Origin of the sequence: Streptomyces sp. NPDC090083 (assembly GCF_044747445.1) — a bacterium.
Classification (GTDB): domain Bacteria; phylum Actinomycetota; class Actinomycetes; order Streptomycetales; family Streptomycetaceae; genus Streptomyces.
Genome location: NZ_JBIVED010000005.1, coordinates 1 through 13,109 on the forward strand (window position 1 = coordinate 1; position 13,109 = coordinate 13,109).

Consider the following 13,109-nt stretch of genomic DNA (forward strand, 5'->3'; position numbering starts at 1 on the left):
GCACCGGCAGCGGATCCCACGGCGACTGGTTCACGAACTGCTGCAGGGCCTGCATGTTCCCGTCCGGTAGACGCTCAGCCATCGGCTGGATCGACTTGCGCCGGCCATCCAGCATCAGCCCCCGCAGATAGCACTCGCCCCTGGCCCGCTGATCCCTCCGCGGCACCGAGGCGAACACATCCGCCACGAACAACCCCAACGACGCCCGTAATCGGTTCACTTCATGCCTGTCCACACCCTCAAGATGCTCTTGATCAGCACAAACGCACAGACCTAACGAAGCACTACTAGGTCGTGTCCGCAATGTCAGGTGAGCCAGAGTCGCAGGCAGGCGATGGTCACCAGGGATTGGTAGTGGCGGGCGCGTTTGTCGCGCCGACGCGGGTGGGCGTCGCCGCCGCGCTGCCAGCGCTCTGGCTTGTTTTCACCGACCGCGCCGGACACGGCCCGGGAGCCTCACGGCGAGTTGTCCGACAGCGTGTCCGGTGCCCTGGTGGCGGGTGCGGGAATCGGCTTGCAGTTCCTGGCCATGGCGCAGGTACACGTTGGCAGTGGTCTGTGGCCGGTCGTGCTGACCGGGAGGTGTCGGCAGCGGTCAGCACCCACACACCTGCCGCTGCTCCTCCTGCACCGACTCGATCCGCACCAACTGGTGGTCCTCCAGATCCAGGAGGTTGTCCCGCGTCAGTTGGTCGTGCCGATTTCCGGGGCGGGTCAGCTTCCACAGCTGGTCGGGCGTAGCTCACTGGAGGATCCAGAGCGCTTGCAGGAGCTCTCGGCGTCAAGGCTCGGTCGAAGTCCTCATTCGCTGGGGCTTCCTCGGTACATGAGGGGTGTCGGAGCTGCGACGCCCCCTGTCCGCCTGGCCTGGCCGCTCGCGGTCAATCGTCAGGCAGCGCGTCAGGTTTGTGTGGGGCGGGCCGGAAGGCCCATGGGGTTGGGGAAGGGGATGGTGCCGGAGGTGAGGACCTCGTCGGCCAGCGGGCTGAGCAGGACGGGGATTTGGGCGGCCTCGCGCTGTGTGAGGGCGTGGTAAGGCCAAACGGCGAGGGCATCGGTGCGGGCCTCGATGTGGGCACGCAGACCGCGCCCTTCCGCGGTCGGGTGACCGCTGCTTTCCAGCAGTCCCCGTGTGGTGAGGCGGTCCGTAGCCGCCCGCCAATCCGCCTCGGACCAGCCACGATTGTCCCGCAGGATCGCCGTGGGCACGCCCTCGCATGCGGCGAAGAGTGCGTGGGCCTCGCAGCCGTCCAGGCCCTCGGCGGTCAGCACTGCCACGTGGCCGTCACCGCGGTGCTCGCGCAGCGCCGTGGCCGCCTGCCAGAGGGCGCCGACCGGGTCCTCGGGCGTGGGCAGGCCGCGGTTGGCGGCGAACAACGGGCGCCCCGCACCGTCCGCCACGGTAACCGTCCGTTCCAGCAGCGGGACGAGCTTCGCCGCCGCGTCCGCCGCCGACGGCGCTACTCGGCGCAGGGCTGCGGTGGCCGCCTCAGCGCGAGCGCGGAGCACGGCCTCGGGTGTGGCGAAGCTCCATGCGTCGGGGATGGCGCGTCGCACCATGGCGGGGTGGAAGTTGAAGAAGGCCGCCTCCACCACACCCGCCGCTACCGCTCCCAGCGGCGCGGCCCGGGTTGCGAAGTAGCCCATCCAAAATCCGCGCATGCCGACCGCGTGGTTGGCCTCGCGGCTCTCAGGCGCGAAGTACGTGACCGCGTGGAGGGGTTCCAGGACCTGCCAGACCGTACGGGCGAATGCTGCGCGCATGCACGCCATCCTCCCAGACGGCCCAACACCGGATCCAGGGCAGGCCTGTTGCACACCGGCACACCTACGAGTTGCCTCGCCTTCGTGGAGGAATCGCTGTGCCCAGGACGGTGAACTGGACCGGAAGAAGGAACACCCCCCGAGACACCGACCGGCGCGGTCACCGTCGCGATCAACAGGCTGTCCGTGAACCCGGCCCAGATCGTCTGCTCCACCGCCGCTCCCGCCCCGTTCGGGCCGCCCGGCCAGCATCGGGGGCCGGGTGAGGGTGGGAGGAGGCTTGCACCGAGATGTTCACGTGCAGCAGGCGCAGTCCGGCGTGCAACCGCACCCGTCCGCCGGGGCCGCGGCGACCTCAGCGGGGGCCGCCGGGCGGACGGCCGGAGCGCAGCATCCCGTGCCGTGCCAGGCGTCGCGGCCTTCCTTGACGGCGATGATGGCGATGACGAGAGCGGCGATGGGGTCGGCCCAGGACCAGCCGAGGGTGGCGTTGAGGAGCAGGCCGACCAGGAGGACGGCGGACAGGTAGGTGCACAGCAGGGTCTGCAAGGAGTCCGCGACCGCGGAGGCGGAGCCGAGTTCGTGCCCGGCCCGGCGCTGGGCGGCGGACAGGAACGGCATGATCGCCAGGGAGAGTGCGGCGATGACGATGCCGGGGATCGAACGGCCGGCCTCGCCTGTACCGGACAGCGCGCGAACGGCGTCAACACTCACATACGCGGCGAGCGCGAAGAACGAGACGGCGATGATCCGCAGGGTGCGCCGCTCACGCGCTTCACGGACGCCGTGGTCACGGGCGGAGAACTGCCAGGCGACCGCCGCGGCGGAGGACACCTCGATGACGGAGTCCAGGCCGAAGCCGATCAGCGCGGTCGAGGAAGCGATCGAGCCGGCGGTGATCGCGACAACCGCCTCGATGACGTTGTAGGTGATCGTCGTGGCGACCAGGAGCCGTATACGCCGGGTGAGAACCTCGCGGCGGGCCGGGGAAGGCGCCAGGGACATCACGGTCATCAGCAGCAGCCCTTCTCGGCAGCGTCCGGGCACGTCTGGTCCGACTCGACCGCGATCACCGATGCCAGGAGGTGGTTCAGGGCGTGGCCGAGGCGTTCGTCGGCCAGCTCATAGCCGGTGCGCCGGCCGTCGGGGACGGCGACGACCAGGCCGCAGTCCCGCAGACACGCCAGATGGTTGGACAGGCGGGTGCGGGAGACGCCGAGCGCATCGGCGAGGTCGGCGGGGTAGGCCGGCGCCTGGCACAGGGCAAGGAGGATCCGGCAGCGGATCGGATCGGCGAGCGCGCGGCCGAAACGGGCCAGCACCTCGATGTCGGAGGCAACGGTCAGCACACCTGGAGAGTACAGCGAATCCTGAATTCAGTGAATCCTGAACACTGAAGTTCACGCCTCCGCCTACGCTCTGCCCACCGACCAGCGTTAAGCGGCCAAGACTGCAGAGTCACCTGTATCGACGCGAGAGGAGCGCACAGGAGTGGCTACCGAGCCGGTATGTCGTTCGGGAGGCCCGGCCGGAGCCGGGCAAGTCGATCTGCTTCCGGCTCAGGGCGGGGCGGACCCAGGGGATCGTGTTGGGCGTGGTTGCCGGCTATGCGGACCTGGGCGCAGCATTCGGGTCTCAACAGTGAACCCGGCAACGTATAGGCAGGTCGCCACTTGGCCATGCTGGCGTCGGTGAACTTAGACGTTCACCGGGTGGCCGCCGTAGCCCTGCGTCTTCAGCGTTGGCTCGCCCCCGACGTGAACGCTGAGCATTCGTGGTCCGCCGGGGCGCAACACGCGCCGGAAGTGGCCGCCGACAGCTGGGGGCGATACCAGCGCTTTGGCCGTAGCCGAGCCGGACTCAAGACCAAGACGAACGCCGGGGGCACGGCGCTCTACCTTCGTTGGTGCGGTGCAACTGGCCGCGGCCGGAATAAGGCCGCTCGCGACCTCGGCTTGTTCATCGTCTGGCTGAGTTACATTCCCTCCCGAGCAAATGCCGACGGTCCCGTCGTTGTCCGGTCCGGTCCGGGCGGCCAGCCGGTTCGCCGCGAGCCGGGTCGGATCAGGTGCGGGTCGTCACCGGGTGGGCTTGGGCAACAGGTATTCAGCACCGCACGCTTCGGCGAGGGCAGGGCCGAAAAGGGCTGCCGGGGTGTACGCGCCAGGTGAGCCCTCACCGGCCAGCAGCCGTCGGGCGATCTCTGCGGGCACCGCACCGGTGTACGCCTGGGCGTCGCCCAGACGCAGCCAGCCCTCTCGGGTCTCGCCGTCCGCCCAGGTGACGGTGGCGTGCCCCCAGGAGTGATCACGTGGCCGTTCCTTCGCCTTGACACGTACCTGTGCGAGGCGTCGTACGGTGAACGACCGCAGTCGCCCCCACCGCATGAGCGTGCTCACTGCCGGCATCATCGCCCGGATGGCGAACGAGGACGGTGCCTCACTGGAGGCCGAAAGGACATGGCCGGCACCGCTCGCCCGGTGAGCCGCGAGAAGTTCACCCAAGGGCATGCTCGCCGTGGTCACCTGCGATCCGTCCGGCAGCGTGAGACGCAACGCATCGCCGAAGATCAGGGCTGATGTCAGACGACCATCAGTGATCTGACGGCCTTCGAGACTGCCCAACAGGGTGCCGATCAAGGCTTCACCAGCGGTGCCTTCCTCGATCGCCAACGAGGGCACCATGTCGACCCGGACCCGGACGGGTACGGGACGGCCCTCACACAGCTTCACCACGACACTCTCCGTGGCAGTCACGCCGAACCCGGCCCCGGTGACCAGCGTGTGCCCCGCCCGAGTGGCCGCGTCGTGCATCTCGAACGCGGCGGAGAGCGCGGCGACATCGTTCGCCAGGTCGATGTAGTGGCAGCCGACGGAACGGCAGGCGTCAACGATCGCAGGGGCCGTCGTAGTGAACGGTCCGACCGTGTTGATGACCACGCCAGGTCGTTGCCGCCGGATTTCGAAGGCGGCGGCGCCAAGGGAGGAAGCCAGCAGTGTTTCGGCGGCGGACTGCTCCGCTGCGGCGTGCAGACGGTCCGCGTCCCGGCCGACAAGAACGGCCGTCAGGCCGCGCTGGGCGAGCTGCGCGGCGATGCTACGGCCGCTGCGCCCGGTGCCGCCAAGTAGCCAGGTCTGTGCACTCATTCGAAGAGCTCCTGTACGGGATGAAGCCGAGGGCCGGCCGGAGGTGAGGCATCAATCGGAGGTGAGCCGTCAGGCAGTGGTGATGATGAGCTTGCCGCCCTTGGGTGTGCCGTCGCGCTCGAGTTCGGTGAGCGCCTCGATGGCGTCCGTGAGCGGCACCGTGCGGCCGATCGGCACCCGCAGTGCGCCCAGTGCGGCGACGCGCGCCACCTCCTCGAGATCCTCTGGCGAAGCCTGGGCGACGAGGACGCGATAGGGGCCTGGAAGAGCTGCTTTGGCGAACGTGGCAGGCGTGGGGTGAAGGCCGACGATGCGCCCGCCCGGCTTGAGCAGGTGCTTCGCCGCTTTGTCGGACAGTGTGTGGGCGGTGTCGAGGACGATGTCGAATCGGCCGCTGAGTGTCTCCGGGTCGAAGCCGAACTCGACGGTCGGGTCGATGCCGAGGTCGCGGGCGTCCTGCATGACGGTGGCGCGGCAACTGCCTCCCACCGAGGCGCCGCGCGCCAAGGCGAACTGGGCGGCAGCACGGCCGACTCCGCCGAGGCATCCGTTGATGAACACTGTGTGCCCAGCCTGTAGGTTGCCTTTCTTGGTGAGGGCCTGGAAGGCGGTGAGCCCGACGGTCGGGATGGCGGCGGCCTCCTCGAAGGAGAGTTCCGCGGGCTTCTTCACCACGCCTTTCTCTGCGGCCAGGACCATGTCGGCGAAAGCTCCCGACGCCTTGATCGACGCACCGCCGAGCACTTCGTCACCGACGGCGAGCCGAGTGACGCCCTCGCCGACCGCCTCGACGACGCCCGCGAAGTCGTAGCCCAGTCCGCGGGGGAACTTCCGCCCGGTCACCATCTTCATGGCGCCGCCGCGAATGCCCCAGTCCATCGGATTGGCCGCGGCTGCCCGTACGCGAACCAGGACGTCGCCGGCCCCAGGTCTGGCCGGCTCGAATTCCTCCAGCCGCATGACTTCGGGTCCGCCGTACTGGTGGTACTGGATGCGCCGCATCGGTGTCTCCAAGGAGTGATGTCATTGAATGACATGACTCTAGCATGGTGATGTCATGGAGTGACATGACCTCGGACGGAGCCAAGTGTCACGAGGTGACATCACCTACACTCTCGGCATGGGACGGTGGAAGCCTGGGACCGGTGACCGGATGCGGGAGGCCGCACTGTCGCTCTATCTGGAGCGCGGCTTCGAGCAGACGACGGTGGCGGACATCGCCGAACGGGCGGGTGTCACCGCCCGCACGTTCTTCCGGTACTTCGCCGACAAACGTGAGGTCCTCTTCGACGACTCCTCCGCCTTGGAGGAAAAGTCACTGGCCGCTCTCGACGGAGTGCCGGCCACGATGTCGGCACTGGATGCCGTCGCGGCCGTACTGGAGAGCGTGGCCGAGATGGTGGGGGGGCAACCGCGAACTCGCCCGGGAGCGACAGGCGGTGATCATGGCCAACGCCGATCTGCGCGAACGCGAGTTGATCAAGCTCACGTCTCTGTCCGCCGCCCTGGCCGACAGGCTGCGGCAGCGAGGCGTCGGCGACATCGAGGCCAGCCTGGCCGCCGAGACCAGCATCACCGTGTTCCGCGTCGCCTTCTCGCAATGGGTCACCGCCACCCAGGACCAAACCCTGCAGGACGTCATTCGCGAGACGCTGGACCGACTACGGGCCCTGGCCACGGACGGGACATCCACCGAGGTGCCCACGCGTCCGGCGCGGAAGTAGTTCCGTTTCCTCGACGACGGCGGACGGGACCTGATCAGGTTGTGCCGTACGGCTGCGCATCGTCTGGACACGGCCTCGCAGGCGTTCATCGTCCGCGTTGTCGGGCGGTTCCCGGGTGAGGCCCCTGGCGGTGCCGTGGGGGCGTTCAACCTCGCGGAGCCTTCAGCGAAGCCGCGGCGGCGGCGAAGGCCGGGACACCCGGGACGACTTCGTACGGCACCCCCGCCGCGTCCAGCCGCCGCATCTGCTCACCTACGGCGCTGAACACTGACGGGTCCCCGGAGTGCAGCCGGGCCACGTCATGCCCTTCCTCGTGCGCACGGACCAACCCGGCGGTGATCTCGTCCAGGTTGAGCTGCGCGGTGTCCACCAGCCGTGCGTCCGGCGGGCATTCAGCCAGCAACTCGCGCGGAACCAGACTGCCCGCGTACAGACAGACCTCGCAGGCGGCGAGCATACGGGCGCCGCGCACGGTGATCAGGTCGGCGGCACCGGGTCCGGCGCCGATGAAGTACACGGTCATCTGTCTTCTTCTGCAAGGGGGTTGAGGGACTCGTCTGCCTTCTCCACGACCCACTGGGTCACCGGCATCGCCTGTCGCCACCCGGTGAAGCCGCCCACAGGCACGGCGTGCGCCACCGCAGGCCGCACCAACTCCCCGCCGAGCCGGCGGTAGGCGTCGGCGAGCAGGGCCTCGGATTCGAGCGTCACGGTGTTGGCGACGAGGCGTCCACCGGCAGGCAGCGCCTCCCAGCAGGTGGAGTGGAGGCCGGGAGCGGTGAGGCCACCTCCGATGAACACCGCGTCGGGCGGCGGGAGTTCGGCCAGGACGGCGGGCGCGGCACCGGTGACCACCCGCAGCCCGGGCACACCGAGGCGGTCGGCGTTGCGGGTGATGCGGCCGGCCCGCAGCGGATCGCGTTCGACGGTGACCGCCCGGCAGGAGGGGTGGGTGCGCATCCACTCGACGGCGATCGAGCCGGAGCCGCCGCCGATGTCCCACAGCAGTTCGCCGGGCGCCGGGGCGAGCGCACCGAGAGTGGCGGCGCGGACACGCCGTTTGGTGAGCTGTCCGTCGTGCTCGAACGCCTCTTCCGGAAGTCCTGGTACGGCTCCGAGCCGTAGCGTGTCCGGGGCGCGGCGGCATTGGACGGCGATGATGTTGAGGGGGGCGCCGGGCGACTTCGCCCAGTCGGCAGCCGCGGACTCGGCGGTCACTCGTTCGTTGTCCGCGCCGAGTTGTTCCAGCACCCGTATCCGGCTCGGCCCGAAGCCGCGGTCGCGCAGCAGGGCGGCGACCTGGCCGGGCGTGCCGGCGTCCGCGCTGAGGATGAGCAGTCGTCGACCCTCGTGCAGGGCGGCGGCGAGGCGAGCGGTGGGCGGCCGACGAGCGTGACGACTTCCGCATCCTCCAGGGGCCAACCAAGACGCGCGGCGGCGTGCGAGACGGACAAGGGGTGGGGCAGGACACGCAGCGCGCCGGGGCCCAGCACGTCGGTGAGGGCGCGCCCAATGCCGTAGAACATCGGGTCGCCGCTGGCCAATACGGCGATGCGGCGGCCGGCGTGTGCGGCGAGCAGGCCGGGGACGGCGGGGCGCAGGGGCGAGGGCCAGGCGACGCGTGCGCCGAGGCAGTCCGGTGACAGCAGATCCAGTTGACGCGGGCCGCCGATCAAAACCTCGGCGTCGCGCAGTGCCGTGCGGGAGGGATCCGGGAGTCCCTGCCAGCCATCGGCCCCGATCCCGACCACGGTGACAGTGACGGCAGGGGGCGGGCCTGGTCGTGCGGGCATCACTGCTCGGTTCCTCGGGGTTCGGGACGGATCCCTGTGGGAACCAGGGGCGCACTCTCTTGGGCGGCGACCCGCACATCCGCGTTCGGGTACACATCACCATCTCTCTTATTGCACACTACTCGCAATAACTTGTTAGGGGCAGGAGAGGGTGGGCATGGGCTCTTCGATCGTGCTCGGCATCGAGTCGTCGTGCAACGAGACCGGTGCGGGGCTGGTGCGGGACGGCCGTCTGCTGGGGCACGCGGTGGCGTCGAGCATGGACGAGCACGCCCGTTACGGCGGTGTGGTGCCGGAGATCGCGGCCCGCGCGCACGTGCACGCCGTGCGCCCCGTGATCCAGCGGGCACTGGACGAGGCGGGTCTGCGACTGTCCGACATCGGCGCGGTCGCCGTCACCACCGGCCCGGGGCTCGCGGGCGCACTCCAGGTGGGTCTGGCCGGGGCGAAGACGATCGCCTACTCCCTGGGCCTCCCCCTCTACGGCGTCCACCACCTCGCCGGTCACGTCGCCGCCGACACCCTGGAGCACGGACCGCTGCCCGATCCCTGCATGGTGCTGATCGTCTCCGGCGGCCACACCTCACTGCTCCTCGTGCGCGACCTGGCCCGCGATCCGATCCTGCACCTCGGCGACACCCTCGACGACGCGGCCGGGGAGTGCTTCGACAAGGTCGCGCGGGTCTTCGGGCTGCCGTATCCCGGCGGCCCCGCCATCGACCGGGCGGCGCGCGCGGGGAATCCGCGCGCCGTCTCCTTTCCCCGGCCGCTCACCGCTTCGCCCGGCCACGGGTACGACTTCTCCTTCTCCGGGCTGAAGACAGCAGCCGCCCGCTGGGCCGAGGGCCACGCGGGCCGCGAACTGCCGGTGGCGGACGGCGCGGCGTCGCTCCAGGAAGCGGTCGCGGACGTTCTCACCCGCAAGGCGGTGGCCGCCTGCATCAAGCACAGCGTCCGCACCCTCGTCGTGGTCGGCGGGGTCGCCGCGAACTCGCGTGTGCGGTCGCTGGCCGAGGAGCGGTGCCGGTCCGCGGGCATCGGGCTTCGAGTGCCTCCGCTCGGGCTGTGCACCGACAACGGCGCGATGATCGCGGCGGTCGGCGACCTTCTCGTGCGCGCCGGGGCCGCACCCGCACCGCTCGACCTGTCGATCGATCCGTCGGCGCCACTGGAGTACGCGGCACTGCACCCGGCGGCATCCCTGGCGGGTGCGGCCTGATGGGCATCCGGGTCTTCACAGGCACCGACTTCCTCGCTCACACCTCCACATTGCACTCCGTCTACCTCGACGCCTTCTGCGCACCGCCCTGGAACGAGGACACGGAGCGGGCCGTCGAGTTCGTCGGCCGTCTGCCGGGCAACGCGCGCCGTCCGGGCTTCATCGCCGCACTCGCCTTCGCCGGTCAGGAGGAGGTCACGGGTTTCGCCACCGCCTGGACCACCCTCTCCCCCTTCCCCACCGACCGCTGCTACCCTCAGGCCGCCGCCGGTCTCGGCCCCGACCGCACCGCCGACCGGCTGTGCGGCGCCCGCGAGATCGACGAACTCGCCGTCCGGCCCACCGCCCGGGGCTCGGGCCTCGCCGCCGAACTGCTGGAAGCGGTCTGCCAGGACGCCCCCGGCGGCCGTTCCTGGCTGCTCACGTCCGTGCGGTCGCCCCGGGCCATGGCGTTCTATCGCGGTCAGGGCTGGGCCCAGGCCACCCACCCCTCACCCGAGGGCAGCGGCACGGTCGTCTTTCTCGGCCCCTGCCATCCCGCTCGCTTCCTGACCGCCCCACCTCTGTGACGCGGCGTCAGAAAGGTTCCACTCAAGGGCAGTCGGTGGCACACAGGCCGCGTCCGATCGGGGGAATCAAGGCGCGCACTCGCTCTCCCCACCCCTCCGTAAGGGGAGGAAAAGCCCCATGACCGTTACCGCGCACATCGACACGACCCGCCCTGTGGCGACCCTCATCAACGTCTTCACCGTCACCCCCGACCGGCAGACCGAACTCATCACCCTGCTCGCCGAAGCAACGGAACAGACCATGAAGCACCAACCGGGCTTCATCTGCGCCAACTTCCACGCCTCCCAGGACGGCGAACGCGTCATCAACTACGCCCAGTGGGAGTCCGAGGAGCACTACCGGACGATGCTCGCCAGCCCCGAGGCCCGCGTCCACATGGACCAGGCGGCGACGATCGCGACCGACGTGCAGCCACGGCTGTTCCGGGTGCGGTCGACGCACGGCAAGAGCACCGCCCGAGGAAACGTCCACGACCGGTGAGGAGCGGATACGCGAAGGCGACCGGAGGAACCGCCGTCCCCACCTCGTCCTCCCGCCCTCCGGCCTGATCCCGACGGGCACCGCACCGCACCTCGCCGGACGGGGAGCGCGCGGGCCGACGGCGCTGCCGCTCACCACGCCGCAGGACCGCGACGCGGTACGCCGTCACCGAACACGCAGGACACCTGCCGTGCCCGCATGAGCACTACAGCCTCTACGGCCATGTCGCCCCGCTGGCACGGCAGTTCACCGAGAAGCCTCCGCCTCCCGCGCTCAGAGAAGCAGCACGAACATCACGGCCATCCCCAGAGCCATCGCCGCATGACAGGCCGGTGACAGCGCGTCGGCCTGCACGGTCGGCGCCTCCCCCGGTGCTCCCGCCGGCTCGATACGGGCGGCGTCGAAGGCACGGGCCAGCCAGCTCAGGGCAAAAGCGAGCAGGACGAGGGCCAGGACACCCGCCGTCGCCTTCCGGCCAGTGCCGACGAGGCTCATCGCGGAAAGCCCCGAACCCCCCGACATGTCCATTCCGGCCATGGAGTGTCCGGAGCCGCCGCCGTGCCCCGCGGCCATGCCCCCGGAATCCATCACGGCGACCATCCAGGCCATGGCCGCCATCATCACGGCGTGCAGCAGCGTGCCCAGCAACTTCCTGGGGCGGAACCCCCCGTCGGCGCGGAACGGCACGGAGACCACGAACCACACGGCGCCCGCGGTGAAGACGAGAACCTGCGGAAGGGCCGGCACGTCCATGCCCCACGGCCAGACCATCGCGATCATGGACAGCCCCATGACGGCGTGCAGCGCGTGGTCCACACGGTCGGGCAGCACGGCGCCGGGTCGCACGCCACGCAGGCTCCCGTGCGCCGCCGTCAGCGCGAAGACCAGTGTGAAGATCCAGCGCAGCCCGCTCGCGGCGATCACGAGGCCGGGGTGACTGTACGGCGTCGGCGAACAGCCCCGACGGCGATGTCCACGGCCAGGAAGACGGCCAGCGGGATGCCGAACAGGGGCAGTGCCCAGCCGACCGCGATCAGGGCGAGGACGCCCGCGGCCAGTCCCCAGGAGGGCATGCCCCGCCAGGCGCCGCGCACCGGGGGCGCCCCGAGCGGGGCGCGGCGGTCGGCGCGGGTGGGGCGCCGCTGCCACCACATGCGGTAGCCCCAGACGATCACGCAGATCAGGCCGGTGGCGAGCGTGGCGAGGACGAGCTGGTTGGCGAGGCCGAACAGGGTGCCCATGTGCGCGTTGATGCCCCAGCGGGTCAGCTTGGACAGCAGGGGCCAGTCGGCGAAGTCGACCCGGTCGACCACGGTGTCCGTGGTCGCGTCGACGGCGAGGCTGTCGCGGCCGACCGGCCACAGGTTGCGGGTCTGCGTGACGGTCCAGGCGGTGGTGCCGTCGGCCGGGACGGCGATCTCCACCGGACCGGACAGGTTGTCCGCGCGGGCCGCCTTGAGTACACCGTCGATCTCGTTCGGGTCGACGCTCTTGCCCGTGCCCGAAGCGGCCTTCGTGGCACCGGAGTCGGTGCTCAGGGAGGTGGAGACCGAGGGGGTGTGGGAGCTGAGGGCGTCGAGGGCCTCGCCGAAGTGGGCGCCCGCGTAGCGCGACCAGGTCATGCCGGTCGCGGAGAGGACGAGCAGTCCGGCCGCGAGCCACAGGCCGGTGACCGCGTGCCAGCTCCGGGTGCGCCGTACGCCCTTCTTCGCCGCCCGGTCGGGCAGGAGCAGACGGCGGCCGGTCCGGGTGCCACGCTGCCTGCGCCACCACAGGGCGACTCCGCCCAGGACCAGCACCCACAGCCAACTGGCCGCGAACTCCGAGTAGTACCGGCCGGGCACGCCCAGGTTCAGGTTGCGGTGCAGGGCGTCCAGCCAGGTCGTCAGCGGGGTCTCCGCGTACCAGGTGGTCAACTGCCCTCTCACCTTGCCGGTGTACGGGTCGACGTACACCGTGTGCGTCTTCTCGCCGAGTTCGGGCAACGAGAAGTCGACCTGTGTCGTCCCGTCACCGCTCCCCGGGCGTACGGCGATCAGGGTGCCCGTCGGGTGTTCGGCCCGTGCGGCGGCCACCTGCTGGGCCAGGGGGCGCGCACTGTCCCCGGTGTGCGCGACCGTGAGTTCCTTGCCGTAGACGAGGTGGTCGAACTGCGGTGTGAACGTGTAGAGCAGGCCGGTCACCGCGGCGACGAGCAGGAACGGCGCGACCAGGACACCGGCGTAGAAGTGCAGTCGGGTCAGCAGGGCGCCGAAGCCTCCGGTGCGCCTGGCTTGTATGGACGGTTCGGGTACGGCCCGGGGTTTCTCGATGCTCGCGACACCGGCTGCGGTCGCGGTACCGGAAGGGCCTGGTTCGGGCACGTCGGGGGCGTCGGAGCTGACGGACATGGGCGGACCTCGCGCTGTCTCTG

At 70.3% G+C, this 13,109-nt stretch carries 11 protein-coding genes and 3 pseudogenes; 4 read left to right on the forward strand and 10 right to left on the reverse strand.

What is annotated here, in order from left to right:
- The 6 genes from ACIPTO_RS19405 to ACIPTO_RS19430 form a co-directional block, all read right to left on the reverse strand.
- On the reverse strand, positions 1–235 hold a 235-nt coding region (locus ACIPTO_RS19405; RefSeq protein ID WP_401193680.1), incomplete at its 3' end, for a transposase.
- A 665-nt stretch (positions 236–900) separates the two neighbouring features.
- Entirely contained in the window at positions 901–1,764 is an 864-nt protein-coding gene (locus ACIPTO_RS19410; RefSeq protein WP_401193682.1) for a hypothetical protein, read from the reverse strand.
- Between the two features lie 294 nt (positions 1,765–2,058).
- Complete coding sequence (locus tag ACIPTO_RS19415) at positions 2,059–2,778, reverse strand: cation transporter (RefSeq protein ID WP_401193685.1); 720 nt, start codon at positions 2,776–2,778, stop codon at positions 2,059–2,061.
- Positions 2,778–3,113, reverse strand: coding sequence for an ArsR/SmtB family transcription factor (locus ACIPTO_RS19420; protein ID WP_401193687.1), 336 nt, complete (start codon positions 3,111–3,113; stop codon positions 2,778–2,780). Before ACIPTO_RS19420 ends, ACIPTO_RS19415 begins: the two co-directional genes overlap by 1 nt.
- A 729-nt stretch (positions 3,114–3,842) precedes the next feature.
- Positions 3,843–4,910: a saccharopine dehydrogenase NADP-binding domain-containing protein gene (locus ACIPTO_RS19425; protein WP_401193690.1), complete on the reverse strand. Its 1,068-nt coding sequence runs from the start codon at positions 4,908–4,910 to the stop codon at positions 3,843–3,845.
- A gap of 69 nt (positions 4,911–4,979) precedes the next feature.
- Entirely contained in the window at positions 4,980–5,912 is a 933-nt protein-coding gene (locus ACIPTO_RS19430; protein ID WP_401193693.1) for an NADP-dependent oxidoreductase, read from the reverse strand.
- 118 nt (positions 5,913–6,030) lie between these two features.
- Here ACIPTO_RS19430 and ACIPTO_RS19435 point away from each other — a divergent pair.
- Positions 6,031–6,634: pseudogene (locus ACIPTO_RS19435) on the forward strand (TetR family transcriptional regulator).
- Positions 6,635–6,794: 160 nt separating this feature from the next.
- Here ACIPTO_RS19435 and ACIPTO_RS19440 read toward each other — a convergent pair.
- Together ACIPTO_RS19440 and cbiE are read right to left on the reverse strand one after the other, a co-directional pair.
- Positions 6,795–7,157 (reverse strand): annotated as a pseudogene (locus ACIPTO_RS19440) (SAM-dependent methyltransferase); the annotation flags it as partial.
- Positions 7,154–8,427, reverse strand: a pseudogene (cbiE, locus tag ACIPTO_RS19445) (precorrin-6y C5,15-methyltransferase (decarboxylating) subunit CbiE). The pseudogenes cbiE and ACIPTO_RS19440, both read right to left, overlap by 4 nt.
- Positions 8,428–8,584: 157 nt before the next feature.
- Here cbiE and tsaD point away from each other — a divergent pair.
- The 3 genes from tsaD to ACIPTO_RS19460 all read left to right on the forward strand — a co-directional run bounded on the left by tsaD (position 8,585) and on the right by ACIPTO_RS19460 (position 10,696).
- Complete coding sequence (gene tsaD, locus ACIPTO_RS19450; protein WP_401193696.1) at positions 8,585–9,646, forward strand: tRNA (adenosine(37)-N6)-threonylcarbamoyltransferase complex transferase subunit TsaD; 1,062 nt, start codon at positions 8,585–8,587, stop codon at positions 9,644–9,646.
- Positions 9,646–10,215, forward strand: coding sequence for a GNAT family N-acetyltransferase (locus tag ACIPTO_RS19455; RefSeq protein ID WP_401193699.1), 570 nt, complete (start codon positions 9,646–9,648; stop codon positions 10,213–10,215). The genes tsaD and ACIPTO_RS19455 overlap by 1 nt, the downstream gene beginning before the upstream one ends.
- 118 nt (positions 10,216–10,333) lie before the next feature.
- Positions 10,334–10,696, forward strand: a complete 363-nt coding sequence (locus tag ACIPTO_RS19460; RefSeq protein ID WP_401193701.1) for an antibiotic biosynthesis monooxygenase family protein — start codon at positions 10,334–10,336, stop codon at positions 10,694–10,696.
- A gap of 273 nt (positions 10,697–10,969) precedes the next feature.
- On the opposite strand, the gene ACIPTO_RS19465 is transcribed toward ACIPTO_RS19460, so the two are convergent.
- A complete protein-coding gene (locus ACIPTO_RS19465; protein WP_401193703.1) occupies positions 10,970–11,620 on the reverse strand; it encodes a DUF5134 domain-containing protein in 651 nt (216 codons plus the stop codon).
- Complete coding sequence (locus tag ACIPTO_RS19470) at positions 11,617–13,086, reverse strand: PepSY-associated TM helix domain-containing protein (protein WP_401193705.1); 1,470 nt, start codon at positions 13,084–13,086, stop codon at positions 11,617–11,619. Before ACIPTO_RS19470 ends, ACIPTO_RS19465 begins: the two co-directional genes overlap by 4 nt.
- Between the last annotated feature and the right edge of the window lie 23 nt (positions 13,087–13,109).

Bases quoted from the DNA above. Each gene is read 5' to 3' on its own strand.
- ACIPTO_RS19410 (WP_401193682.1), bottom strand. From the start codon at position 1,764: ATGCGCGCAGCATTCGCCCGTACGGTCTGGCAGGTCCTGGAACCCCTC.
- ACIPTO_RS19415 (WP_401193685.1), bottom strand. From the start codon at position 2,778: ATGACCGTGATGTCCCTGGCGCCTTCCCCGGCCCGCCGCGAGGTTCTC.
- ACIPTO_RS19425 (WP_401193690.1), bottom strand. From the start codon at position 4,910: ATGAGTGCACAGACCTGGCTACTTGGCGGCACCGGGCGCAGCGGCCGT.
- ACIPTO_RS19430 (WP_401193693.1), bottom strand. From the start codon at position 5,912: ATGCGGCGCATCCAGTACCACCAGTACGGCGGACCCGAAGTCATGCGG.
- tsaD (WP_401193696.1), top strand. From the start codon at position 8,585: ATGGGCTCTTCGATCGTGCTCGGCATCGAGTCGTCGTGCAACGAGACC.
- ACIPTO_RS19455 (WP_401193699.1), top strand. From the start codon at position 9,646: ATGGGCATCCGGGTCTTCACAGGCACCGACTTCCTCGCTCACACCTCC.
- ACIPTO_RS19460 (WP_401193701.1), top strand. From the start codon at position 10,334: ATGACCGTTACCGCGCACATCGACACGACCCGCCCTGTGGCGACCCTC.
- ACIPTO_RS19470 (WP_401193705.1), bottom strand. From the start codon at position 13,086: ATGTCCGTCAGCTCCGACGCCCCCGACGTGCCCGAACCAGGCCCTTCC.